The organism is Aeromonas sp. RU39B (assembly GCF_900156095.1).
Taxonomy (GTDB): domain Bacteria; phylum Pseudomonadota; class Gammaproteobacteria; order Enterobacterales; family Aeromonadaceae; genus Aeromonas.
This window is the reverse complement of sequence record NZ_FTMJ01000012.1, coordinates 77,960-99,744: the sequence shown is the minus strand read 5'-3', so window position 1 is coordinate 99,744 and position 21,785 is coordinate 77,960. Positions and strand designations below refer to the sequence as shown.

25 protein-coding genes and 1 tRNA gene are annotated in these 21,785 nt (G+C 57.2%); 18 read left to right on the top strand and 8 right to left on the bottom strand.

The window, feature by feature from the left end; genetic code table 11:
* The first annotated feature begins 32 nt into the window (after nucleotides 1-32).
* Together trxB and BW958_RS15680 are read left to right on the top strand one after the other, a co-directional pair.
* The gene (gene trxB, locus BW958_RS15685; RefSeq protein WP_076576734.1) at nucleotides 33-983 is read left to right on the top strand and encodes a thioredoxin-disulfide reductase; all 951 of its coding nucleotides are present in this window, start codon (nucleotides 33-35) and stop codon (nucleotides 981-983) included.
* Between the two features lie 51 nt (nucleotides 984-1,034).
* Nucleotides 1,035-2,297, top strand: a complete 1,263-nt coding sequence (locus tag BW958_RS15680) for a diguanylate cyclase (RefSeq protein WP_076576732.1) — start codon at nucleotides 1,035-1,037, stop codon at nucleotides 2,295-2,297.
* A gap of 34 nt (nucleotides 2,298-2,331) precedes the next feature.
* Here BW958_RS15680 and BW958_RS15675 read toward each other — a convergent pair whose 3' ends face one another.
* The gene (locus BW958_RS15675; protein WP_076576731.1) at nucleotides 2,332-2,802 is read right to left on the bottom strand and encodes an outer membrane lipoprotein; all 471 of its coding nucleotides are present in this window, start codon (nucleotides 2,800-2,802) and stop codon (nucleotides 2,332-2,334) included.
* Between the two features lie 14 nt (nucleotides 2,803-2,816).
* On the opposite strand from BW958_RS15675, the gene aat reads away from it, so the two are divergent.
* The 3 genes from aat to infA all read left to right on the top strand — a co-directional run bounded on the left by aat (nucleotide 2,817) and on the right by infA (nucleotide 4,524).
* Nucleotides 2,817-3,527: a leucyl/phenylalanyl-tRNA--protein transferase gene (gene aat / locus BW958_RS15670; protein WP_076576730.1), complete on the top strand. Its 711-nt coding sequence runs from the start codon at nucleotides 2,817-2,819 to the stop codon at nucleotides 3,525-3,527.
* Entirely contained in the window at nucleotides 3,520-4,224 is a 705-nt protein-coding gene (locus BW958_RS15665) for an arginyltransferase (RefSeq protein WP_076576728.1), read from the top strand. The genes aat and BW958_RS15665 overlap by 8 nt, the downstream gene beginning before the upstream one ends.
* Before the next feature lie 81 nt (nucleotides 4,225-4,305).
* Nucleotides 4,306-4,524, top strand: coding sequence for a translation initiation factor IF-1 (infA, locus tag BW958_RS15660; protein ID WP_005300033.1), 219 nt, complete (start codon nucleotides 4,306-4,308; stop codon nucleotides 4,522-4,524).
* Nucleotides 4,525-4,581: 57 nt separating this feature from the next.
* Here the strand turns inward: infA and clpA are convergent, their stop codons facing one another.
* Together clpA and clpS are read right to left on the bottom strand one after the other, a co-directional pair.
* Nucleotides 4,582-6,840 (bottom strand): ATP-dependent Clp protease ATP-binding subunit ClpA, encoded by a 2,259-nt coding sequence (clpA, locus tag BW958_RS15655; protein ID WP_076576727.1) that lies wholly within the window; start codon nucleotides 6,838-6,840, stop codon nucleotides 4,582-4,584.
* 54 nt (nucleotides 6,841-6,894) lie between these two features.
* Complete coding sequence (gene clpS / locus BW958_RS15650; protein WP_076576725.1) at nucleotides 6,895-7,212, bottom strand: ATP-dependent Clp protease adapter ClpS; 318 nt, start codon at nucleotides 7,210-7,212, stop codon at nucleotides 6,895-6,897.
* A gap of 231 nt (nucleotides 7,213-7,443) precedes the next feature.
* Here clpS and cspD point away from each other — a divergent pair, with 231 nt between their 5' ends.
* Nucleotides 7,444-7,662 carry a cold shock-like protein CspD gene (cspD, locus tag BW958_RS15645; RefSeq protein ID WP_076576724.1) on the top strand — a complete coding sequence of 73 codons (219 nt, stop codon included), beginning with the start codon at nucleotides 7,444-7,446 and terminating at the stop codon, nucleotides 7,660-7,662.
* A 17-nt stretch (nucleotides 7,663-7,679) separates the two neighbouring features.
* On the opposite strand, the gene BW958_RS15640 is transcribed toward cspD, so the two are convergent.
* Nucleotides 7,680-8,603, bottom strand: a complete 924-nt coding sequence (locus tag BW958_RS15640) for a DMT family transporter (protein ID WP_076576722.1) — start codon at nucleotides 8,601-8,603, stop codon at nucleotides 7,680-7,682.
* Between the two features lie 165 nt (nucleotides 8,604-8,768).
* On the opposite strand from BW958_RS15640, the gene BW958_RS15635 reads away from it, so the two are divergent.
* Entirely contained in the window at nucleotides 8,769-9,077 is a 309-nt protein-coding gene (locus BW958_RS15635) for a glycine zipper 2TM domain-containing protein (RefSeq protein WP_076576721.1), read from the top strand.
* Nucleotides 9,078-9,095: 18 nt separating this feature from the next.
* On the opposite strand, the gene BW958_RS15630 is transcribed toward BW958_RS15635, so the two are convergent.
* The gene (locus tag BW958_RS15630; protein ID WP_076576719.1) at nucleotides 9,096-10,085 is read right to left on the bottom strand and encodes an LpxL/LpxP family acyltransferase; all 990 of its coding nucleotides are present in this window, start codon (nucleotides 10,083-10,085) and stop codon (nucleotides 9,096-9,098) included.
* Between the two features lie 206 nt (nucleotides 10,086-10,291).
* Here BW958_RS15630 and BW958_RS15625 point away from each other — a divergent pair, with 206 nt between their 5' ends.
* From BW958_RS15625 to BW958_RS15605, 5 genes are all read left to right on the top strand, one after another.
* The gene (locus BW958_RS15625) at nucleotides 10,292-11,041 is read left to right on the top strand and encodes an HAD-IIA family hydrolase (RefSeq protein WP_076576718.1); all 750 of its coding nucleotides are present in this window, start codon (nucleotides 10,292-10,294) and stop codon (nucleotides 11,039-11,041) included.
* A gap of 10 nt (nucleotides 11,042-11,051) precedes the next feature.
* Nucleotides 11,052-12,671, top strand: coding sequence for a cation:proton antiporter family protein (locus BW958_RS15620; RefSeq protein WP_076576717.1), 1,620 nt, complete (start codon nucleotides 11,052-11,054; stop codon nucleotides 12,669-12,671).
* A gap of 48 nt (nucleotides 12,672-12,719) precedes the next feature.
* The gene (locus tag BW958_RS15615) at nucleotides 12,720-13,103 is read left to right on the top strand and encodes a cupin domain-containing protein (protein ID WP_076576716.1); all 384 of its coding nucleotides are present in this window, start codon (nucleotides 12,720-12,722) and stop codon (nucleotides 13,101-13,103) included.
* A gap of 135 nt (nucleotides 13,104-13,238) precedes the next feature.
* Nucleotides 13,239-14,903, top strand: a complete 1,665-nt coding sequence (asnB, locus tag BW958_RS15610) for an asparagine synthase B (protein ID WP_076576715.1) — start codon at nucleotides 13,239-13,241, stop codon at nucleotides 14,901-14,903.
* Nucleotides 14,904-14,970: 67 nt separating this feature from the next.
* On the top strand, nucleotides 14,971-15,444 hold the full coding sequence (locus tag BW958_RS15605) for a thioredoxin family protein (protein WP_179078865.1): 474 nt from the start codon (nucleotides 14,971-14,973) through the stop codon (nucleotides 15,442-15,444).
* Between the two features lies 1 nt (nucleotide 15,445).
* Here BW958_RS15605 and BW958_RS15600 read toward each other — a convergent pair whose 3' ends face one another.
* Nucleotides 15,446-15,853, bottom strand: a complete 408-nt coding sequence (locus BW958_RS15600) for a helix-turn-helix domain-containing protein (RefSeq protein WP_076576712.1) — start codon at nucleotides 15,851-15,853, stop codon at nucleotides 15,446-15,448.
* A gap of 96 nt (nucleotides 15,854-15,949) precedes the next feature.
* On the opposite strand from BW958_RS15600, the gene BW958_RS15595 reads away from it, so the two are divergent.
* Entirely contained in the window at nucleotides 15,950-16,843 is an 894-nt protein-coding gene (locus tag BW958_RS15595) for an aldo/keto reductase (protein WP_076576710.1), read from the top strand.
* 94 nt (nucleotides 16,844-16,937) lie between these two features.
* Here BW958_RS15595 and BW958_RS15590 read toward each other — a convergent pair whose 3' ends face one another.
* Both BW958_RS15590 and BW958_RS15585 read right to left on the bottom strand, forming a co-directional pair.
* Nucleotides 16,938-17,219, bottom strand: a complete 282-nt coding sequence (locus BW958_RS15590; RefSeq protein WP_076576708.1) for an RNA recognition motif domain-containing protein — start codon at nucleotides 17,217-17,219, stop codon at nucleotides 16,938-16,940.
* A 177-nt stretch (nucleotides 17,220-17,396) separates the two neighbouring features.
* A complete protein-coding gene (locus BW958_RS15585) occupies nucleotides 17,397-17,951 on the bottom strand; it encodes a hypothetical protein (protein WP_076576706.1) in 555 nt (184 codons plus the stop codon).
* A 118-nt stretch (nucleotides 17,952-18,069) separates the two neighbouring features.
* On the opposite strand from BW958_RS15585, the gene mepA reads away from it, so the two are divergent.
* The 5 genes from mepA (at nucleotide 18,070) to BW958_RS15560 (ending at nucleotide 21,333) form a co-directional block, all read left to right on the top strand.
* Nucleotides 18,070-18,807 (top strand): penicillin-insensitive murein endopeptidase, encoded by a 738-nt coding sequence (mepA, locus tag BW958_RS15580; protein ID WP_076576705.1) that lies wholly within the window; start codon nucleotides 18,070-18,072, stop codon nucleotides 18,805-18,807.
* 63 nt (nucleotides 18,808-18,870) lie between these two features.
* Nucleotides 18,871-19,464, top strand: coding sequence for a LemA family protein (locus BW958_RS15575; RefSeq protein WP_076576703.1), 594 nt, complete (start codon nucleotides 18,871-18,873; stop codon nucleotides 19,462-19,464).
* The gene (locus BW958_RS15570) at nucleotides 19,461-20,171 is read left to right on the top strand and encodes a TPM domain-containing protein (protein ID WP_076576702.1); all 711 of its coding nucleotides are present in this window, start codon (nucleotides 19,461-19,463) and stop codon (nucleotides 20,169-20,171) included. Before BW958_RS15575 ends, BW958_RS15570 begins: the two co-directional genes overlap by 4 nt.
* Nucleotides 20,172-20,202: 31 nt before the next feature.
* Entirely contained in the window at nucleotides 20,203-20,820 is a 618-nt protein-coding gene (locus tag BW958_RS15565) for a TPM domain-containing protein (RefSeq protein WP_076576700.1), read from the top strand.
* A 425-nt stretch (nucleotides 20,821-21,245) separates the two neighbouring features.
* Nucleotides 21,246-21,333, top strand: a tRNA-Ser gene (locus tag BW958_RS15560).
* The last annotated feature ends 452 nt before the right edge of the window (nucleotides 21,334-21,785 follow it).

Sequence of the window (21,785 nt, the reverse complement as noted above, 5' to 3'; positions counted from 1 at the left end):
CCGCCCACAACTGTGTACCGGATAACATGAACATGAGCCAAGTCATTCACAATAAACTGATTATTCTGGGTTCTGGCCCGGCGGGTTACACCGCTGCCGTCTACTCTGCACGCGCCAACCTGCAACCGCTGCTGATAACCGGCATGCAGCAAGGTGGCCAGCTGACCACCACCACCGAAGTGGAAAACTGGCCGGGCGATCCGGAAGGGTTGACCGGTCCGGGTCTGATGGAGCGCATGAAAGCACACGCGGAGAAATTTGATACCCGCATCGTGTTTGATCACATTCACACTGTGCGTCTGGGTGAGCGACCTTTCCGCCTTGTCGGCGACAATGCCGAATACAGCTGCGATGCCTTGATCATTGCGACAGGCGCGTCGGCCAAGTATCTGGGCCTGCCCTCCGAAGAGTCGTTCAAGGGTCGCGGCGTCTCTGCCTGCGCCACCTGTGACGGTTTTTTCTATCGCAATCAGGAAGTGGCCGTGGTCGGTGGCGGTAATACTGCGGTTGAAGAGGCGCTGTATCTGGCCAACATCGCCAAGAAAGTGCACCTCATCCACCGCCGTGACGAGTTTCGCGCCGAGAAGATCCTGATCAAGCGTCTGCATGACAAGGTGGCCAGCGGAAATATCGAGCTGCACACCCACCAGACTCTGGAAGAGGTGCTGGGCGATGAGATGGGCGTCACTGGCGTGCGTCTGCGCGATACCCGTAGCGACGCCACACGCGACCTGCCGCTGATGGGCGTTTTCATTGCCATCGGTCACCAACCCAATACCCAGATCTTCGACGGCCAGCTCGAGATGCAAAACGGCTACCTGAATGTGCGCGGTGGACTGGATGGTTTTGCGACCCAAACCAGCATCCCGGGTGTGTTTGCCGCCGGTGACGTGGCAGACCACAACTACCGTCAAGCCATTACCTCGGCGGGCACCGGCTGCATGGCCGCACTCGATGCCGAGCGTTATCTCGACAGCCTCTAACCTCTCATTGGCATGCCTTCGGGCATGCCTCCTCACGCCAGCGGATTGCCCATGAAGCGCAAGATCATGATCGTTGAGGACAGCCACACCGTCCGCCGCATGTTGACCCAGGCCATCGTGCAACAGACCAACCTCGACGTGGATGCCTTTGATACGCTGGATGCAACCAGCGATATCGCGGTCGATGACTACGTGGTCGCGCTGGTCGACTTGACCTTGCCCGATGCACCCCATGGCGAAGCCGTGGCAGTACTGCTAACCCGCGGTGTGCCGGTCGTGGTACTGACAGCTGATGTGAGTGAGGATAAACGCCAGAGCTGGCTTGAAGCCGGCGTGCTCGATTATGTGATGAAAGACTCGCGCCACTCCCTGCAATACGCCGTAGGGCTGGTGCACCGTCTCTATCTTAATCAGAGCATTGACGTCTTAGTGGTGGATGATTCGATGACGGCGCGCCACCACACTGCAGCCCAGCTGCGCAAACAGCTGCTGCAGGTGCATGAAGCCGGTCACGCCAAAGAGGCGCTGGCCATGCTCGAGCGCTATCCCGCCATTCGCCTGATCCTGATTGACTACTACATGCCGGATATTGATGGCATTACGCTGGTGCGCATGCTGCGCGAGCGCTACAGCAAGCAGCAGCTGGCGATCATCGGGTTGTCGGTCTCGGACAAGCGTGGACTCTCGGCACGTTACCTCAAACAAGGCGCCAACGACTTTCTGCATCAGCCGTTCGAGCCCGAGGAGCTGCAGTGCCGCGTCAGCCATAACCTGGAGGCGCTTGAGCAATTTAACAGCATTCAGGAGTCAGCCAACCGTGACTACCTGACCGGGCTTTACAACCGCCGCTACTGGTTCAAGACCGGTCAACAGTGGCTACAGACAGCGCAGGCAGGCCGCTATCCCCTCTCCCTATGCGTTTTGGATGTGGATCATTTCAAACAGGTCAACGATCACTGGGGTCATGCCATCGGAGATCAACTGCTGTGCCACTTAAGCGATCAGCTCAGCCAGTTTTTCCCTGACGCCTTGATAGCCCGCTTTGGCGGCGAGGAGTTTGCACTGATGGTGCCTCATTGCAGCAGTCAGGTACTGTGCAAGCGCCTGGAAGGATTACGCCAGCAGTTGCGCCAGCGGCCGCTGGCGCTCGACATTCCGCTCTATGTGCGCGCCAGCTTTGGCGTGATCACCATGGGGCAACTGGGCATGGATGAAGCACTGATAGAGGCTGACCGCCTGCTCTATCAGGCCAAGACCACCGGTCGCGACAAGGTGGTCTCGCAGGATGAGGCGCAGTTAGAGATTGCGCGCTAAGGCGCGCATCAAGCGCCAATAGGTTTATTGCTTGTCAGTAAGTGCGATCGACCCGGACGCCATCATCAAAATAGAGGATCCGTACCTTGTCATCGCGGGAAAACACCATCGCAGGATCGTAATCCTGAATCACGTTGATAAGCCGGTTATCCTCGGTGCGGATCAATAATTCCACCAGCTTGTATTCAATGGTTCGGCTGCCAGATTGATACATCTGGGCCGCGCCAGCGCCCGCCAGCGCCCCCACAGCGGTGGCAATCTCGCGGCCATGACCGCCGCCGAACTGATTGCCCAGCAAGCCACCGATCAGCGCCCCGCCCAAGGTTTTCCAGCCCGATTGCTGCGACTCAACCACCTGCTGCTGGGTGATGTTGCGCACGCTCTCAATGGCGCCAAATACCACCTCATTGACCGGTCGCGCCGTGTTGCGCTCGTAAACAGCCGCATGAGTCCCTGCCGTGACAAAGCACAGCAGGGTCGATAGTATCACTAGCAGAGTCTTCACGTGGTACCCCTTGGATGTCGAAGTTTCTCACCCAGCTCGAAGCCAACTCACTGCATTTTCCCAATCCTGAGCTGGCGCTTGATGAGCCCAATGGCCTCCTGGCCATCGGGGGCGATCTCTCGCCTGCGCGTTTGCTCGCAGCATACCACAACGGCATCTTTCCCTGGTATGAGCCGCATCGGCCGATCCTCTGGTGGTCGCCCAATCCGCGCGGCGTACTGGCACCGGAGCGCCTGCATGTGGGGCGCACCTTGCGCAAGCTGTTGCGCAGACCTACATTCGAGATCTGGATCAATCGCGATTTTAACGGGGTGATTGCCGGCTGCGCCGCGCCTCGTCGCACAGCGTATTCCACCTGGATCAGTGCCGAGATGATGGATGCCTATCAGAGGTTGCATCGTATGGGACACGCTCACAGTGTCGAGATTTGGCAGCAGGATGAGCTGGTGGCCGGGTTGTATGGTCTGTCGGTGGGCAAGGTGTTTTGTGGCGAGTCGATGTTCAGCATCATAGATGGTGGCGCCAAGCTGGCCATGGTGGCGCTGTGTCGCCACTTCTCGGCCCATGGCGGTGAACTGATTGATACCCAGATGCAGAACAACTTTCTGGCCACACTGGGCGTGGTGGAGTGGCCGCGCTGGCACTTTCTGGCCGAGCTCAGACAACTGCGGACACAACCGCTCGATGCGGGCTGCTGGCTGACACGACAGGTACACTATGACTGAAGAGGTTTTGCTAAAAGTCGGCCTGACCCCACAGCACACTTGCAGCTATCTTGGGGATCGCCAGGAGCAGTTGCTGGTGCTGATGGATCATGATCTGCTCTCCCCGCAAGGGTATGAGCGCCTGCTCACCGCCGGCTTTCGCCGCAGTGGCAACGATATCTATCGCCCCCATTGCCCCGACTGCAGCGCCTGCCAATCCCTTCGCATCGATGTCAGCCGCTTTCGCGCTAACCGCCGCCAAACGCGCATATGGCAACGCAACCAAGACCTGCAGGTCGAGCTTAGCTATCACGACAAACCGCAATACTACGAGCTCTACGAGCGCTATATCAGCGAGCGTCATGCCGATGGCAGCATGTACCCGCCCACCTTCGGCCAATACAGCAGTTTTCTGCACTGTAACTGGATGCCGCCGGTCTATCTGGAGTGTCGCCACAACGGGCGCCTGATTGCCGTTGCGGTGACCGACCTGATGCAGCACTCCCTGAGTGCCATGTACACCTTCTTCGACCCGGATGAAGCGAACCGCTCGCTCGGCGTGTTTGCCATTCTCAGCCAGATCGTGCTGGCAGAGCGCACCGGCCGAAATTGGGTCTACCTTGGCTATCTGGTCGAGCATTGCCGCAAGATGCGTTACAAGTCCGAATACCATCCCCACCAACTGCTGGTTGGCAAAGAGTGGAAAAATATCCCTTAATTCCGCGAGTAAACTTTACACATAGCCGCAAATCCGGCATGATCCCAGCCGTTTTTTGTTGAGGCTTATCAAGAGGATTCAATGGCTAAAGAAGACAGTATTGAGATGCAGGGTACCATCCTGGAAACTCTGCCCAATACCATGTTCCGGGTGGAACTGGAGAATGGTCACGTGGTGATCGCCCATATCTCCGGCAAGATGCGCAAGAACTACATCCGCATCCTGACTGGTGACAAGGTGACCGTCGCACTGACCCCCTACGATCTCTCCAAGGGACGTATCGTTTTCCGCTCTCGCTAAGCCAGGAATTCAAACAAAAACCCCAACCTGCCGGTTGGGGTTTTTGTTCCTACATGGCTAGTGTTGCACGGCCAGGGATTGGGTCTGGAAGTCGAACGTCAGCCCGTCCTTGCCAAGGTCCACCCGCACAATTCCCCCCTCGACCAGAGAGCCAAACAGGATCTCGTTGGCCAGCGGCTTTTTAAGCTGCTCCTGGATCACGCGGCCCATCGGGCGTGCGCCCATGGCACGGTCATACCCCTTCTCGGCGAGCCAGTGGCGCGCCGCATCGGTTACCTCGAGCGATACGCCCTTGGCATCGAGCTGGGCCTGCAGTTCGACGATGAACTTGTCGACCACCTGGTAGATCACCTCCATATCGAGGTGGTTGAACCAGATGATGTGATCAAGCCGGTTACGAAACTCCGGGGTGAAGGTCTTGTTGATGACCGACATCGCATCGTGGCTCATATCCTGCTGCTGGAAGCCAATCGACTTGCGTTGGGTCTCCTGCACGCCGGCGTTGGTGGTCATCACCAGAATCACATTACGAAAATCAGCCTTACGCCCGTTGTTATCGGTCAGGGTACCGTTGTCCATCACCTGCAGCAGCAAGTTGAAGACATCCGGATGCGCCTTCTCGATTTCATCGAGCAGCACCACCGAGTGGGGATGCTTGATGACGGCATCGGTCAGCAGACCGCCCTGTTCAAACCCGACATATCCGGGAGGCGCGCCAATCAGGCGGGACACCGTATGGCGCTCCATGTATTCGGACATGTCAAAGCGCAGCAACTCTACCCCGAGCGCTTTGCCAAGCTGCTGGGTGACCTCGGTCTTGCCCACCCCGGTCGGGCCGGCAAACAGGAAGCAACCGACCGGACGGCGCTCGTTACCAAGGCCAGAGCGAGCAAGCCGAATGGCATCGGTCAGCACCTCGATGGCTCTGTCCTGACCAAACACCACCATCTTCAGATTGCGCTCCAGATTCTTTAAGGTCTCCTTATCAGAGGCCGAAACCGATTTTTCTGGGATACGCGCTATCTTGGCAACGATGGACTCAATCTCCGGCACATTGATCACTTTCTTGCGCTTGCTGACCGGCAGCATGCGCTGGCTGGCGCCCGCTTCATCAATCACATCGATGGCCTTGTCCGGCAGGTGACGATCGTTGATGTATTTGGCTGCCAACTCAGCCGCTGCTCGCATCGCCTTGGCGGTGTAGCGCACATTGTGATGCTGCTCGTAGCGGCTTTTCAGCCCCATCAGGATGCGCGTCGTGTCATCGATGCTCGGCTCGACAATATCGATCTTCTGAAAGCGGCGTGCCAAGGCATGCTCTTTTTCAAAGATCTGCGAGTACTCCTGATAAGTGGTCGAGCCGATGCAACGCAAAAGGCCATTGGAGAGCAGCGGCTTGATAAGGTTGGCCGCATCGAGCTGGCCACCGGACGCCGCGCCCGCGCCAATGATAGTGTGGATCTCGTCGATAAACAGGATCGCCCCTTCCTGGCGCTCCAGTTGCTTGAGCAGTACCTTGAGGCGCTTTTCAAAGTCGCCGCGATACTTGGTGCCTGCCAGCAAAGAGCCCAAATCGAGCGAATAGATGATGCTGCCGGCAATCACCTCAGGGACGTCGCCCTTGACGATGCGATAGGCCAACCCTTCGGCAATCGCGGTCTTGCCGACACCAGCCTCACCCACCAGCAGCGGGTTGTTTTTGCGACGACGGCAGAGTACCTGGATGGTGCGGTTAAGCTCCTGATCGCGCCCGATCAGCGGATCGATGCGCCCTTCCAGCACCAGCTGGTTCAAGTTGGTCGCAAAGCTCTCAATCTGGGCCGAGGACATCTCCTCTTCCCCTTCCGCACCAGCATTGTTGCTACCGGCGTCGGGCTTGCTCTCTTTGCGCACACCATGGGAGAGGAAATTGACCACATCGAGACGGCTGATATCGGACTTTTTCAGGAAATAGACCGCTTGCGATTCCTGCTCGCTGAAAATTGCCACCAGCACATTGGCGCCGTTGACCTCGGTGTTTCCCGATGATTGCACATGAAAGACCGCTCGCTGCAGCACACGCTGGAAGCCGAGCGTTGGTTGGGTTTCGCGATCAGTATCATCGCGCGGGATCAGGGGGGTTGTCTGACTGATGAATGCGGCAATTTCATGGCGCATCTTGTCGATATCGGCACCACAGGACAACAACGCTTCATTGGCCGAGGGGTTGTCCAACAGGGCTAACAGCAGGTGCTCAACAGTCATAAACTCATGACGCTCGTCCCTTGCATACTTGAATGCTTCATTTAGCGTCTTTTCCAGATCCTTGTTCAACATAGGCACCTCCCCTAGTAAGACGACAATGTGGTGTCATGAATCTCAGATCATTCTTCAGGCCCTTTCCATGGTACACAGCAGCGGATGTTCATGTTTGCGAGCATAGGTGTTGACCTGGAGGACCTTGGTTTCGGCAATCTCGGCGGTAAACACGCCACAGATCCCCTTTCCACTATAATGCACACTCAGCATCACCTGGGTGGCCTTTTCCAAGTCCATTGCAAAGAACCGTTGTAACACCTCGACAACGAAATCCATCGGGGTGTAGTCATCGTTATTCAATACAACCTTATACATGGGCGGCGGCTGTACCTGCACATCGGAATTAACCGCAACCTCTTCATTTTCAAAGAGTTCTTTTTGTTTAGCCATAGTATTGCTGGCACCTTTAAGCTTACTACCAGTACAAACGGGGTTGTCAATAGATTTTGTTAACCAGGTCACACTGGTTTGTTAACAACTTCTTGACTCGATAAATTCTTGGACTAGATTGGTTACTTGCTAACCTGTCTACCTCATAAGAGGCTGGATGCCTCAAGTTTACCTTGAGCAGTAGCGGGTTGTGCAACGACTTTGGGGTAATCAATAAAAGGACGTAGATGTATGGCAACCGGAACAGTGAAGTGGTTCAACAACGCCAAGGGCTTTGGTTTTATCTGTCCGGAAGGGGGTGGTGAAGACATTTTTGCCCACTACTCCACTATCCAGATGGAGGGGTATAAAACCCTCAAAGCTGGTCAGGCTGTCCAATATGAGCTGCAGAAGGGCCCGAAGGGCAATCATGCATCCGCAATTGTGCCCTCAGAAGCACAAAACATGTAACAAGCACGGTCACAAGTTTATGCGCATCGCCTCCTTCGGGAGGCGGTGTTATATGTAAGCCTGAGCGGCGTGCGTATCACTTGCGCCAATACCACCCCAGCCAGCGTCAATCCCCCGCCCACCCAGTGACTGCGTGTCAGCGTCTCTCCCAGCGTCATTACCGCCAAGCCAGCCGTCATCACCGGCAACAGGTTCATGTAAATGGCCGTGCGATTCGCACCGAGCAAGGTAATGCCCTGCATCCATAGCCAGGGAGAGAGCGCCGAAGTCGGGATGCCAGCATAAAGAACCAGCCACAACGAGCTGGCCGGTGGCAGATGGCCATCGACCAACCAGAAAAAGGGGGTGAGAAACACCAGGCTCCACAGCACCTGGCCAAAGAGCATCATCCAGTTATCCAGCCCCAATACCCAGCGTTTAAGCAGTACGCAATAGAGGGCATAGGTCAGTGCCGAGAGCAGCATATAGACATAGCCAATTCCGATGCCTTGCGTAAACAACGCCCCCGGATTGCCATGACCCAACAGTTCGACCAGGCCAATCAGGGAGACTATCCCGCCTAGCAAAGCACCCCATGTGGGGCGTTCACGTAATAGCCATACGCTAAGGCCTACCGTCATCAGCGGCGTGAGCCCCATCATCAGGCCCATCTCGGTGGCACCAAGCGTCTCTGCCGCGTAATAGCCAAAGGTCTGGTTGAGCACCATCCCCATCAGCGCCAATGTTGCCAGCTTGAATGAGTGACGCAGCAGATGATGGCGCAGGCGCCAGGCTCGAGGCGCTAACCAGGGCGCGAGCACAATGGCCGCCACCAGCCAGCGTGACCATGCCAGCGCCGCCGGCGACATGACGCCTACGGCCACTTTACTGACAACCCCGTTACCTGCCCAAATGGCAATACAGGAGACAGGAAACAGAAACGAAACGGAGGGCGCAGACATGTATAACCAAGGGGGTAGATAAAAAGAGTCGCTATTTTAAGACAGCTCTGCTGAGAGTTGCCACGATAACCTGTCAGGGATTGACCGACACGGGATGTTTTGGACTGGGGTAACCGGGGTACAAACAGGATAATACGCCCCGGATAACCTCGGAGACCACACAGGATGAACAAGCTGCTGCTCGTGGCAACCGGAGCTATCATGCTCCTGTTTGCTGCGACGCTCTATGTCCTGTATGACCAGGATTCGACACAGGCTCGCGTTATTTCAGTCAGACCGGTGATGCGCCAGATCCCGTTTGATGATCGCGATGATCCAGCAAACAAAGCCAGCCCACGCCGACCTCACAAACATTCGGAATTACTCGGCTACAACGTGCTCTACCGTCTAAACGGGCAGGAGCATCTGGTCAGGCTCTCCACCCCACCCGGCGCAACCTTGCGGGTCGCGCACGGTAAAGTGGTAGAGCAATAGACAAACACCACGTCACATTCACTTCGATTGTTTGATATAGCCTCTAACACGATGAATTCCGGCTTCGTAATAACCTTCCCGCGTATCCGGCCGGGTATGAAAGATCTTAAGAAACCACATGTACTGCTCGGGGTAGCGCGAGAGCAGTGACTCCACCGCCTGATTCATCACCAGCGTATCGTGCTCAAGATCCTCGCTCGGATAACCCTCTGGCAGCGGCTCGATAACCAGCTCATAGCGATGCAAATCTTCGTTGTAGGCGGCCAGCATCATCAGCGGCGCAGCACCGGTCAGACGGCACAAGCGCGGTAATGCTGGCAAGGTGGCTTTGAGCATGCCAAAAAACGGCACAAACAGGCTCGCCTCGCGGCCATGGTCTTGATCTGGCAGATAATAAAAGCCACTGCCCGCTTGCTTTAAATGCTTGATGATGGGCTTGAGACCGGCGCTACGCTCATAAATTTTCGCACCATTACGCGCTCGCTCGCGGTTAATGTAGCGATCGAACACCGCGCTTTTGGCGCTCTTCATCATGGTGCTCATAAACAGCGTCTTGCGGTTATCGATAATCCGTCCGCAAAAATCGATGGCCCAGGTATGGGGCACCACAAAGATCACCGATTTCCCAGCCGCTTTGGCCTGTTCAACATGCTGCCACCCCGTCACCTGCGTGCGCGCTTCCAGACTCTGGGCAGAGCGCACGCTGAGCTCACCAAATGCGGCGAAGGTCTTAATTCCGACCCGCACACACTTGAGCAGCAATGCCTCACGCTGCTCATCACTGAGCTCGGGAAAACAGATCCCCAAATTGGTCCGGGCGATATAGCACTGCTTTTTGGAAAACCGCACCACCAGCGGCGCCAGCCAATCACCGAGGTGATCACGCACGGTGGCAGGCAGGTAGCCCAGCAGATGAAGAAAAGCGACGCCAAGCCAGGCCCCCCAGTGTTTGGGGTGAAGCAAGCCGCGATGAAAAGAGTGATCAAATACCGGATCGTTCTGGTTCATGGTCAATCTGAGTTGCGAAGTGAACGACGCATTTTAGCGATTCTGTCCAGCCTCGCAAAGTCTCGGGCGCGCTAGGTCACGAAACCGGTACCCAAGGGGGACAAATCCTGTCTTGCTGTCATCAATGGCGCATATAATGGCACTCGAATGACACTAACGCCTTGAATTGCGAGCCACTCGTCCTCGGTCTTGTCTCTGGAGCCATCATGAAAAAAAGCGTCATCTGTGATATTGACGGCGTTATCCTGCACAACAATACCCTGATTCCCGGTGCTGATCAGTTTGTGCAGCGCCTGCTGGATCAGCAAACTCGCCTGCTGTTTCTGACCAACTATCCAGTGCAGACCCCCAGAGATCTGCAAAATCGCTTCCAGGCGGCAGGCATCACAGTACCCGAGCACTGCTTTTACACCTCGGCCATGGGCACGGCCGATTTTCTGCGCCGCCAGGAGGGCCGCAAAGTCTTTGTGATTGGCGAAGGCGCCCTCACCCACGAGCTTTATAATGCCGGCTTTACCATTACCGATATTGACCCGGACTTTGTGGTGGTCGGTGAAACACGCAATTACAACTGGTCAATGATCCACCAAGGCGCACGCTTTGTCGCAGCCGGCGCCCGCTTTATTGCCACCAACCCCGACACCCACGGCCCCAACATGCACCCGGCGTGTGGCGCGCTGTGCGCGCCCATCGAGCGGATGACCGGCAAAAAGCCGTTTTATATCGGTAAGCCCAGCGCCTGGATCATTCGAGCTGCCCTCAACCGGATGGAAGCCCACTCGGATCACACTCTGATCATTGGTGACAACCTGCGCACCGATATTCTGGCCGGTTTTCAGGCCGGTCTTGAGACCGTGCTGGTGCTCTCGGGTGTCAGCCAGACTGACGATATTGCCAAGGTTCCCTATCGTCCCAACCACATTTTCAACTCGGTGGTCGACATCGACATCATATAGGGCCTCGTCAATGGACATCATGATTGTGGTGATGGCATTTGCGTGCGGCATGTTAGCCAACTTGCTGCGCCTGCCACCACTGCTGGGGTATCTTGCTGCCGGATTTGCCTTGCGCGCCCTTGGCGTGCAGGGGGGCGAACTGCTTGAGCACATCGCCGATCTTGGCGTCACCCTGCTGCTCTTTACCATCGGCCTTAAGCTCAACGTTCAAACCCTGCTGCGCCGGGATGTGTGGGGCACCACCACCCTGCACCTGCTGCTCTCAACCCTGCTGTTCACGCTGGTGCTGCTCGCCTGTAAGGGGGCCGAAATTGCGCTGGCCAAAGAGCTTGGCTGGCAGATGGCGCTGGTGCTTGGCTTTGCCCTGTCGTTTTCCAGTACGGTGTTTGCCGTCAAGGTGCTGGAAGAGCGCAGCGACATGCAGGCCCTTTACGCCCGTCTCGCCATCGGGGTATTGGTGTTACAAGATCTCTTTGCCGTCAGTTTTCTTAGCATCTCCACTGGCAAGCTCCCCAGCCTGTGGGCCTTCAGTCTGCTGGCACTGCCGCTGATCCGCCCGCTGTTGTTTGTACTGATTGAACGTGCCGGCCACGGTGAGCTGCAACTGCTGACCGGCATCATGCTCGCACTCGTAGTCGGCGCCGGCGGCTTTGAACTGGTGGGGCTTAAGCCCGATCTCGGTGCGCTGGTGATCGGTATGCTGCTCGCCGCCCACCCGGCCGCCAGCGGCCTTGCCAAATCGCTATTTAATTTAAAAGATCTGCTGCTGGTCTGCTTTTTCCTCTCTATCGGACTGCACGGTCTCCCCACCACGGACACCTTGCTGATGGCCCTGCTCTTGGTGTTGGCCCTGCCGCTTAAAAGCCTGCTCTACTACGTGGTGTATAGCGGTATCCACCTGCGGGTTCGGACCGCCCTGCTCTCGACCCTGGCGCTGTCTAACTTCTCGGAGTTCGGTCTGATTGTGGGCGCCATCGCCACCAAGGCCGGATGGTTACCAGCGCAGTGGCTGGTAACGCTGTCGCTGGCACTGGCGATAAGCTTTATGGTCTCGGCACCGCTAAACACCATCGGTGAACGCATTTACCACCGCTTTGGGGACAAACTTCGCTTCTGGCAAGCCCGCCAACTGCATCCGGAAGATAGGCCCATTGAGCTCGGTGATGCCCAGGCCATCATCCTTGGGATGGGACGCATCGGTCAGGGCGCTTATCGCGAGCTGGAGCGGCGCCACGGCCCGGTAGTGCTCGGCGTGGAGAACGACAGCGGCAAACTGCCGATGCTGCGCGAGCGCGGTATGAACGTGATTGAAGGGGACGCCACCGATACCGATTTTTGGGACAAGGTGCTGCTCTCCAACCAGGTGCAACTGGTGCTACTGGCCATGCCGCACCACTCGGGGAACCTCTACGCCATCGACAAGCTGCACAGCCACGGCTTTACCGGCAAAATCGCAGCGATCGTGCGCTTTGAAGACGACATCGCCTCCCTGCGCGAACAGGGCGTGGATGCGGTGTTCAATGTCTACGACGAAGCCGGCAGCGGATTTGCCCGCCATGTGATGCGTGAGCTGCGCCCCTTTGAGACTCACCGCCCCTTGGAAAGCGAGACGACAGCGGTTAAGGTCTGAGCAATGACGGCTGCGCACCAGCGCAGCCTTTGCCAGGGAGGCACTGTCATGTCTGCACTGCTGATCACCGATCTCGTCCTGTTTTCCGAATCTGTCGCACCCCAAACCCTGATGCCCGCCGCTGAGCGGATCCATAGCGGTCATCCGGTGCAGACCCTATGGCCTCACTACAGCGATCCCAGCCAGCAGTTTCATGCCGGGCTCTGGCAAGGGGAGCTCGGCAGTTGGGTGGTGCGTTATACCGAGCACGAATATTGCCATCTGCTAGAGGGGCGCATCCGACTCACCGACAGCGAGGGCAACAGCCTGAACTTTGCGGCAGGTGAACATTTTGTTATCCCGGCCGGATTTCGCGGGGTGTGGGAGACGCTGGAGCGCTGCCGCAAAATTTACGTTATTTTCGAACAAACCGACGGACGCGACGGAATCTGATCCAGGGCAGGGGGAAACCCGGATTTTTTGTTTGCAAATGGCGGCTGCTCTGGCATTGTGAACGGCGAGGAATGTAAAAGGACTTGCGGGCCCAAAACGTGGGGGGCCCTAAAAAAATAATGAGGATTTACATCAATGTGCTCCATCTTCGGTATTCTGGACATCAAGTCTGATGCAGTTGCGCTGCGCAAGACCGCTCTCGAGATGTCCAAGCGACTGCGTCACCGTGGCCCCGACTGGTCTGGTGTCTACAGCACCGACAAGGCAATTTTAGTGCATGAGCGCCTGGCGATCGTCGATCCGGGCAACGGCGCCCAACCGCTCTATAACCCCGAGCGCACCCACGTTCTGGCCGTCAATGGTGAAATTTACAACCACAAGGAGCTGGAGAAGGGCCTGAAGGTCGATTTCCAATTCCAGACCAAGTCAGACTGTGAAGTGCTGCTGGCACTTTACAAAGAGAAGGGCCCGGCCTTTCTGGACGATCTGAACGGCATTTTCGCCTTCATCCTGTATGACGCAGAGCAAGATGCCTATCTCATTGGCCGCGATCATATGGGGATCATCCCCCTCTACACCGGCCGTGACGAGCACGGTAACTTCTACGTAGCCTCCGAAATGAAGGCACTGGTTCCGGTGTGCAAGAGCGTCGAAACCTTCCCGCCCGGACACTATCTGTGGAGCAAGGACGGTGAGCTCAAGCGCTGGTATCAACGTGACTGGATGCAATACAGCAATGTAGAGCACAACGTCAGCGACAAGGCCGAGCTCAAAGAAGCCCTCGAAGCTGCGGTCAAACGCCAGCTGATGTGCGACGTACCTTACGGCGTGCTGCTCTCTGGCGGTCTGGATTCGTCCATCATCTCGGCCATCACCAAGCTTTATGCTGCGCGTCGCATCGAAGATGACGGCAACAGCGAAGCCTGGTGGCCGCAACTGCACTCTTTTGCCGTCGGTCTGAAGGGCTCGCCGGATCTGGCAGCCGCTCAGAAGGTGGCAGATTACCTCGGTACCGTGCACCACCAAATCCACTTCACCGTGCAAGAGGGTCTGGATGCGCTTAAAGACGTCATTTATCACCTCGAAACGTACGATGTGACCACCATTCGCGCATCGACCCCCATGTACCTGATGGCCCGTTTCATCAAGGCGATGGGCATCAAGATGGTGCTCTCTGGTGAAGGCTCTGACGAGCTGTTTGGCGGTTATCTCTACTTCCACAAGGCGCCCAACGCCCGGGAGTTCCACGATGAGACCGTGCGCAAGCTCGACGCGCTGCATCTGTATGACTGCCTGCGTGCCAACAAGTCGATGGCTGCCTGGGGCGTGGAAGGTCGTGTGCCTTTCCTCGACAAGGAGTTCATGGACGTGGCCATGCGCCTGAACCCAGTCGATAAGATGTGTGGTCACGGCAAGATTGAAAAACACATCCTGCGCGAAGTGTTTGGCGAGATGCTGCCCCACGAAGTGGCCTGGCGTCAGAAGGAGCAGTTCTCCGATGGCGTGGGTTACTCCTGGATTGACAGCCTCAAGGCCATGGTCGATCAGGAAGTCACCGACCAGATGTTTGAAGCGGCAGCTTACCGCTTCCCGGTCAACACGCCGCTGACCAAGGAAGCCTACTACTATCGCTCCATCTTTGAAGAGCACTTCCCGAGTGAATCGGCTGCGCGCACCGTGCCTTACGGCAAGTCGGTCGCCTGCTCGACCCCGACCGCGCTCGAATGGGATGCCAAGTTTAAAGAGATGGCCGACCCGTCAGGTCGCGCCGTGCTGGACGTGCACCAGCAAGCGTACTAAGACACCCACCCCCGCCACGGCGGGGGTGGTTTTTTCTGCCCCATGCCAACACGTGATGAGGATTGCCATGCGCCTGTGGCTCTGCCTGCTGATGATCTGTGTCGCCCCGCTAGCACTCGCGGCCAACTGGAGTCGCGACCTTCCCGCCTACTCCCAGCACTATGATGAAAAGCGTCAGCCTCTTGATGATCTGGCCGCGGCCCGTCTCACGGCAGCCAGCAGTCAGCGCCATATACTGCTGATGATCGGCGGCGACTGGTCACGCTGGAGCCTGCAGCTTGATAACTTTATTGATGCAAGGCCGGCACTCACGCGCGCACTGCGAGAGCGGTTTGTGATCGTGCGGGTAAATGTCAGTGCGCAAAACCCCAATCAGGCTTTTTTACGCAACTACCCGGCCGTGGCCAGCGTGCCACACCTGATGGTCCTTGATAAGCAGGGTAACCTGCTGGGGATGCTGCAAACCGATAGGCTGGAAGCGGGCAGCGACTATGACGAAACGCAGCTTCTGGCAGGGTTTGAACGCTTGCTGGCACTGTGAGTCACGCCTCGCCCAAATGGCGACCAAACTCCCTGGCGTGCGCCAGATCCAGATAGCCATCCGGCCGCTTGTGAGTGCGCAAGAACTGGTAATAAGCCAGCAGGCGTACCAATGCCTCCTGTGGATCTGTTGCCGGCGACACGTCATGCTCGGCCAGTAACTGACTGGCTGCAGCCAGCGCCTCTCTGTCCACCACTTCCGCCTGACGATAAAGATAACCGCAGCCGGTCGCCAGCCACTCCAACGAGCAGTTAGCGCCCTGCGCAATCTGGTTGGCTTTGCCAAGACTGGGCTCGGCACCTTTGAGGTATTTGCGGATCAAGGCTTCCGACAGGCCCACCTTGCGGGCAAATGCACTGACCGAGCCTTCCCCGATAAGCGTCGTCAGTCGCTCGGCAAAACCATCCATATTCGAACTCCGGTTCGAGTCAGTATCAGGCTCGCATCTTGCCACGGCGCCTCGCCTTCTCCAAGATGAGCGCAGTCTCATTAAGGAGTCCTCACCATGCAACGCATTCACCTTCATCCGCAAGGACCTGAATTCTCCCGCTTCATCATGGGCTACTGGCGCCTGATGGAGTGGAACCTATCGCCCAACGATCTGCTCTCTTTGATCAAATTTCATCTAGACCTTGGCATCACCACCATCGATCACGCCGATATCTATGGCGGCTATCAGTGCGAAGCCGCCTTTGGCGCGGCATTGCGTCTTGAGCCCTCGCTACGCGATCGGATGGAAGTGGTGAGCAAGTGCGGCATCGCCCTCACCGCCAAGCCGCAGCATGCCCTTAATCACTACATCACCAGCCAGGCGCACATCATCCAAAGCGCCGAGCAGTCCTTGCGCAACCTGGCAGTAGATTGCCTGGATCTGCTGCTGATCCACCGCCCTGATCCGCTGATGGATGCCGACGAGGTGGCTGATGCCTTTGTGCGTCTTAAAGAAGCCGGCAAGATCAAACACGCCGGGGTTTCCAACTTCACCGCAAGCCAGTTCTCTTTGCTGCAATCGCGCCTCCCGTTCCCACTGGTGACCAACCAGATCGAGATCTCGCCACTGAATCAGGATGTAACCCTCGACGGCACCCTCGATCAGTGCCAGCAACTCGGGCTGCGCCCAATGGCTTGGTCTTGCCTGGGTGGTGGCCGCCTGTTCAGCGCGCCGGAGTATGCCCCGCTGCGCCAAGAGCTGGAAGCGATTCGCGGCGAGCTCGGTGCCGCGAGCATCGAGCAGGTGGTGTATGCCTGGGTATTGATGCTGCCTTCCAAACCGCTGCCGATCATCGGCTCGGGCAAGCGCGAGCGCATTGCGGCGGCAGCCAAGGCCGCCCACGTGACCCTGACGCGTCAACAGTGGTTCCGTATCCGCAAGGCCGCCCTCGGCGCCGACGTGCCCTAAGCACGGCTTGCATCAGTAAAAAGTCTTTTTTAAACAGACGAACAGTGAAAACAGAAAAGGCACCCGAAGGTGCCTTTTCATTATGCGCGTTGCATCAGTGACGCGGACGCGGTGGACGGCTACGCGGAGCATCCGTCTTTGGCTTGGCTTGGTTGACCGTCAAAGTACGGCCACCAATTTCAGTGCCATGCAGCCCTTTAATGGCGGCTTCCGCCTCACTGTTATCGGGCATTTCGATGAAACCAAATCCCTTGGACTTGCCGGTATCACGGTCGATGATGATATCCGCCTTGTCGACTTGGCCATACTGGGCGAATACCTTTTCCAGGTCATCGCTTGTCATCCGGTACGACAGATTCCCTACGTAAATCTTCATGCCATCCACTCTCGATTCAGGTGCCTTCACTGTGCATTTACAGGCCTGCAGGTAAGGACACAACCCCACAGACTGATTGCCGGCGCCAACCGGCACTTCCTGTCACAACGAACCGCAGCGGACAGGCAAGTCGAACCTCTCGGCAGTATCCAAGCTTTAGGCAGAATTGTCGAGAAATTAGTCACCTTCAGAACAAAGCACAGTCAGGAGTTGACGCAAGCGCCCTCTCCCGTGCCATGCACGGCGAAAAGCAAAACGATACACCCCGGGCGCCACTTCGTAAGTGTGCTCCGGCTCGCGCCCAAGCAGCGCAAGGGCCTGAGCCAACTCTGTGTCACTGAGCGCCAGATCCAGCGCAAACCCGAGCCACTCCCCTTGCTCCCCTATTTGGGGTGTCTGATGCAAGGCCGTTAGCGCTGAGCGAGGCAGCGGCAAGGCCTGATCCCGATCGCCCTTAAGCAAGTACACATGCTGCCGGTCCCACCCCAGCTCTGCCAGATACCAAGGCTGCCAGTGACGAGGCCGCGCCAGCAAAGCCACTACCACACCACCGAAGAACAGGGCTACACCGTGTGCAAACGTGATAGCCTGCCCCTGCAAGCCCCACACTATCGCCCACAAGGCGCCGCCTAACAGCAGGCCCAAGGTGAGCCGATAGCGCCACCGTGGTGGCGTCAACAGATAAACATCATCGCGCTTGGCAAGCTCGGCAATTGACCGCGTATTACTCATGAACTGACCTCCAGACCAAGCCTGATATTGTCGTTGAAAGAGTGTGCCAAGGACAAGGACGCCGCACCCATGCCCTTGGTATACTCTCTCCCATGTCTGCTATCGGAACCTACCACGGATGATCACCCCCCTGCTGCTGGCCGCAGCACTGCAAAGTCAGGCTATTGGCGGCTACTCGGCCGGATGCCTTAGCGGCGCACAAGCGCTGCCGTTGACTGGCATAGGTTACGAAGTGATCCGCACCGAGCGGGCCCGCTATTTTGGTCACCCATCGCTGATTGATTATCTCACTCATCTGTCTCGCGCCGCGCACCGCGCCGGTCTGCCGGCACTGTATATCGGTGATATGGCGATGCAGCGCGGCGGGCCGTTTAGCTCGGGCCATCGCAGCCATCAGAGCGGTCTGGATGCCGATATCTGGTTTCGCATGGGTAATCGCCCGATTAAGGCGTCGGAGAAGCGTGAGCCAGCCGAATGGCCGCTGGTAGATGAATCGACTTACAAGATGCTGCCAGGGCGTTTTGGCCACGATCAGCTGACACTGCTGCGCCTGGCAGCCAGCGCTCCCGAGGTCGATCGCATCTTTGTGCATCCGGTGATCAAACAAGCGGTGTGCAAGCAGGCGCCAGAGGCAGCTTGGGTGCAAAAGCTGCGCCCTTGGGTGGGCCACTTCAGCCATTTCCATGTGCGCTTGCACTGCCCTGCAGGCAGTGCACTGTGCGTGCCTCAGGCTCCCATCCCAGCGGGCAACGGCTGCGGCGAAGAGCTGGCCAGCTGGTTGAAAGACAAGCCGCGGCTGCCCAAAACGCCGTCAAAAGCCCTGCCTATGCCGGCGTTACCGGCAGCATGTCGTTAAGTGCATTCTCAAGAGCCAGATGAACTGGTATCGTTGGGCAACTCGAATTGAGAGGAGAACATGATGACTGAGCGCCCCCGAGCAGCCTGGCTGCTGCGTGCGTTCGCCATACTGGCCTTGCTGGGATCGCTCAGCGGCTGTGGCGTCAATACCCTTCCCGAACTGGACGAACAGGTGAAAGCCACCTGGGGCCAGGTAGAAAACCAATATCAGCGCCGTGCTGACCTCATCCCCAATCTGGTCGCGACCGTTCAGGGTTATGCCAAACATGAGCAAAGCACGCTGCAAGCCGTCACCGAGGCCCGTGCCAAAGTCGGCAGTATCAAGATCGACAACCCGGCCCAACTGCAGGCGTTTGTACAGGCGCAAGATCAGCTCTCCTCTGCCCTCTCCCGCCTGATGGTGGTCAGTGAACAGTATCCCGAGCTCAAAGCCGATCAGCAGTTCCTTACCTTGCAGGCGCAACTCGAAGGCAGTGAAAACCGCATCAGTGTGGCTCGTCGTGACTACATTGAAGCCGTGCGCCGCTTTAATACCGAGCTGCGCACCTTCCCCGGCGTGATCTGGGCCAAACTGCTCTACTCCGATATGCAGGCCAAACCGAGTTTTAGTGCCAAACCGGGCAGCGACGACGCGCCCAAGGTGGCCTTCCAATGACCAGCGTTCCCCGACCTTGGGTCGTCCTGCTCTGGCTGTTGGCCTTCAGCCTGCAGGCGGCCCCGCAGTTTCCCACCCTGACAGGCCGTGTCGTCGATGAGGCGCACGTATTAAGCGGGCGCCAGCAGCACGACCTTGAGCAGCGCTTGGCCCAGCTTGAAAAGCAGAGCCAGATCCAGCTGGTCGTGACCACTCTCTCCTCGCTGCAAGGCAACACTATCGAGGATTACGGCTATCAGCTCGGGCGCCATTGGGGCATTGGTCAGCAAGGCAAGAATAACGGCCTGCTGCTGATCGTCGCCCCGCAGGATCGCAAAGTTCGCATCGAGGTCGGTTATGGCCTCGAAGGCACCTTCCCCGATGCCTTGGCGGCCAACATTATCGCTACCCGTATCCTTCCCCGTTTTCGCCAAGGCGATATGCCAGGCGGCATCGACGCTGGCGTGAACGCCATCGAGCAGGCCGTGGCAGGTCAATATAAGCAAGGCAGTGCTCGGGACGAGCCCGACCACGGACTCTGGTTCTTCCTTGCCATGGTGATCCTGATGATTGTGCTGCAAACCTTTCGTGGCCGACGCAGGCGCCGCAACGGTTTTTATATTGGCGGCGGCAGTGGCCTCTCCGGCGGCTTTGGCAACTCGGGCTCGAGTGGCTTTCGCGGCGGCGGTGGCAGTTTTGGTGGCGGCGGCGCCTCTGGCGGCTGGTAATTGGGTGACACACGGAGTTTAGAAACCTGACATGATTTCCAAGCAATTTTTCCACACCCTCAATGCCAGGGTGAAAAAAGCCGAGCAGGCGACCGATGCCGAGTTGGTAACCGTGCTGGCCCCTGCCAGTGATGGTTACCGCTTTATCCCGACGTTGTGGGCCGCTCTGCTGGCCATGCTAACCCCTCTGATTATCCATGAGCTCGATTTCTGGCTCGGCTGGAAAGAGATTTTGATGATCCAGTGGGGTGTCTGGCTGGTACTGACCGCCCTGTTTCAGTGGACCCCCATCAAGATGCGGCTGGTACCGCAATCGGTTAAGCAGCACCGCGCCTCCATGATGGCCCGCCTGCAGTTTATCGAGCAGGGCCTGCACCGCACCCGCGATCGTCTTGGCGTGCTGATCTTTGTCTCCGTGGCCGAGCACCATGTGGAGATCCTGGTCGATGATGGCGTTGCCCAGCATATCGAAGACAAGGTATGGGAGGAGATTATCGAGGAGTTCGTGGCCAAGGTGCGCAGCGGCAAGCTCGAAGCGGGATTTGTCGAGTGCGTCGAGCGCACCGGTGAAGTGCTCTCCGATGTGTTCCCGCCGACTCACGAGCGTAACGATCTCTCCGACGATCTGATTGTCCTCGAGCAGCCCTGAGGCGAGAAATGAAGCGCAGTCTGTCTATTTGCTAGGCAGACTGCGAACAATATGAAAAATAAAGGAAAAAATGGTTGACCCCACATACGTCATCCCCTAAATTACGCCCCGTTCCAGCGCAGTAGTGCGTGGAATGACAATTTAGTGAAGTGTCCGAGTGGCTGCCCGTCGACAATGTCGAGATAAAAGCACGCATAGCGTGCTCCGCACAGCCACCGTGCTGAACTAGCAAAATTTGGTGAGGTGTCCGAGTGGCTGCCCGTCGACAACGTCGACATAAAAGCACGCATAGCGTGCTCCGCACAGCCACCATACTGAACTAACAAAATTTGGTGAGGTGTCCGAGTGGCTGCCCGTCGACAACGTCGACATGAAAGCACGTATAGCGTGCTCCGCGCAGCCACCGTGCTGAACTAACAAAATTTGGTGAGGTGTCCGAGTGGCTGAAGGAGCACGCCTGGAAAGTGTGTATACGGCAACGTATCGAGGGTTCGAATCCCTCCCTCACCGCCAAATAAAACAAAAAGGCCCTGTCGCAAGACGGGGCCTTTTTGTTTTATCCGGTGATGGGCAGGCTAGATTCGAAGCCTGTTCGACCCAACGGCAGGAGGCCGTTTGGGACATCTACAAGCTACCCGTAGGGCAAGCGCCAAGGATGGTGCGAGTCAATCCCGACCGGGGATCACGTCTTTGCGTCCCCATTCATCACTACAAATCTTCTGGTGTCACACTATGACGACGTATTTTCTGAAAAAAACGTGATAGGAATTACCTACGGTCACTATGGCAAGCAGGCACCGGTATCCCAGTTGAAGTCGGTGATTGAGCTGCTTGATTTTAGCGTTGAGCTGGCGGCGATGAAGTCATTGTCTTGATAGCTATCTCATTTTCTATATGGGTTGGTTCTGCCAAAGGCAGGACTCTGGTATGGTTCATGTGAAGCTGAATTTGCTATGGGGTATAGT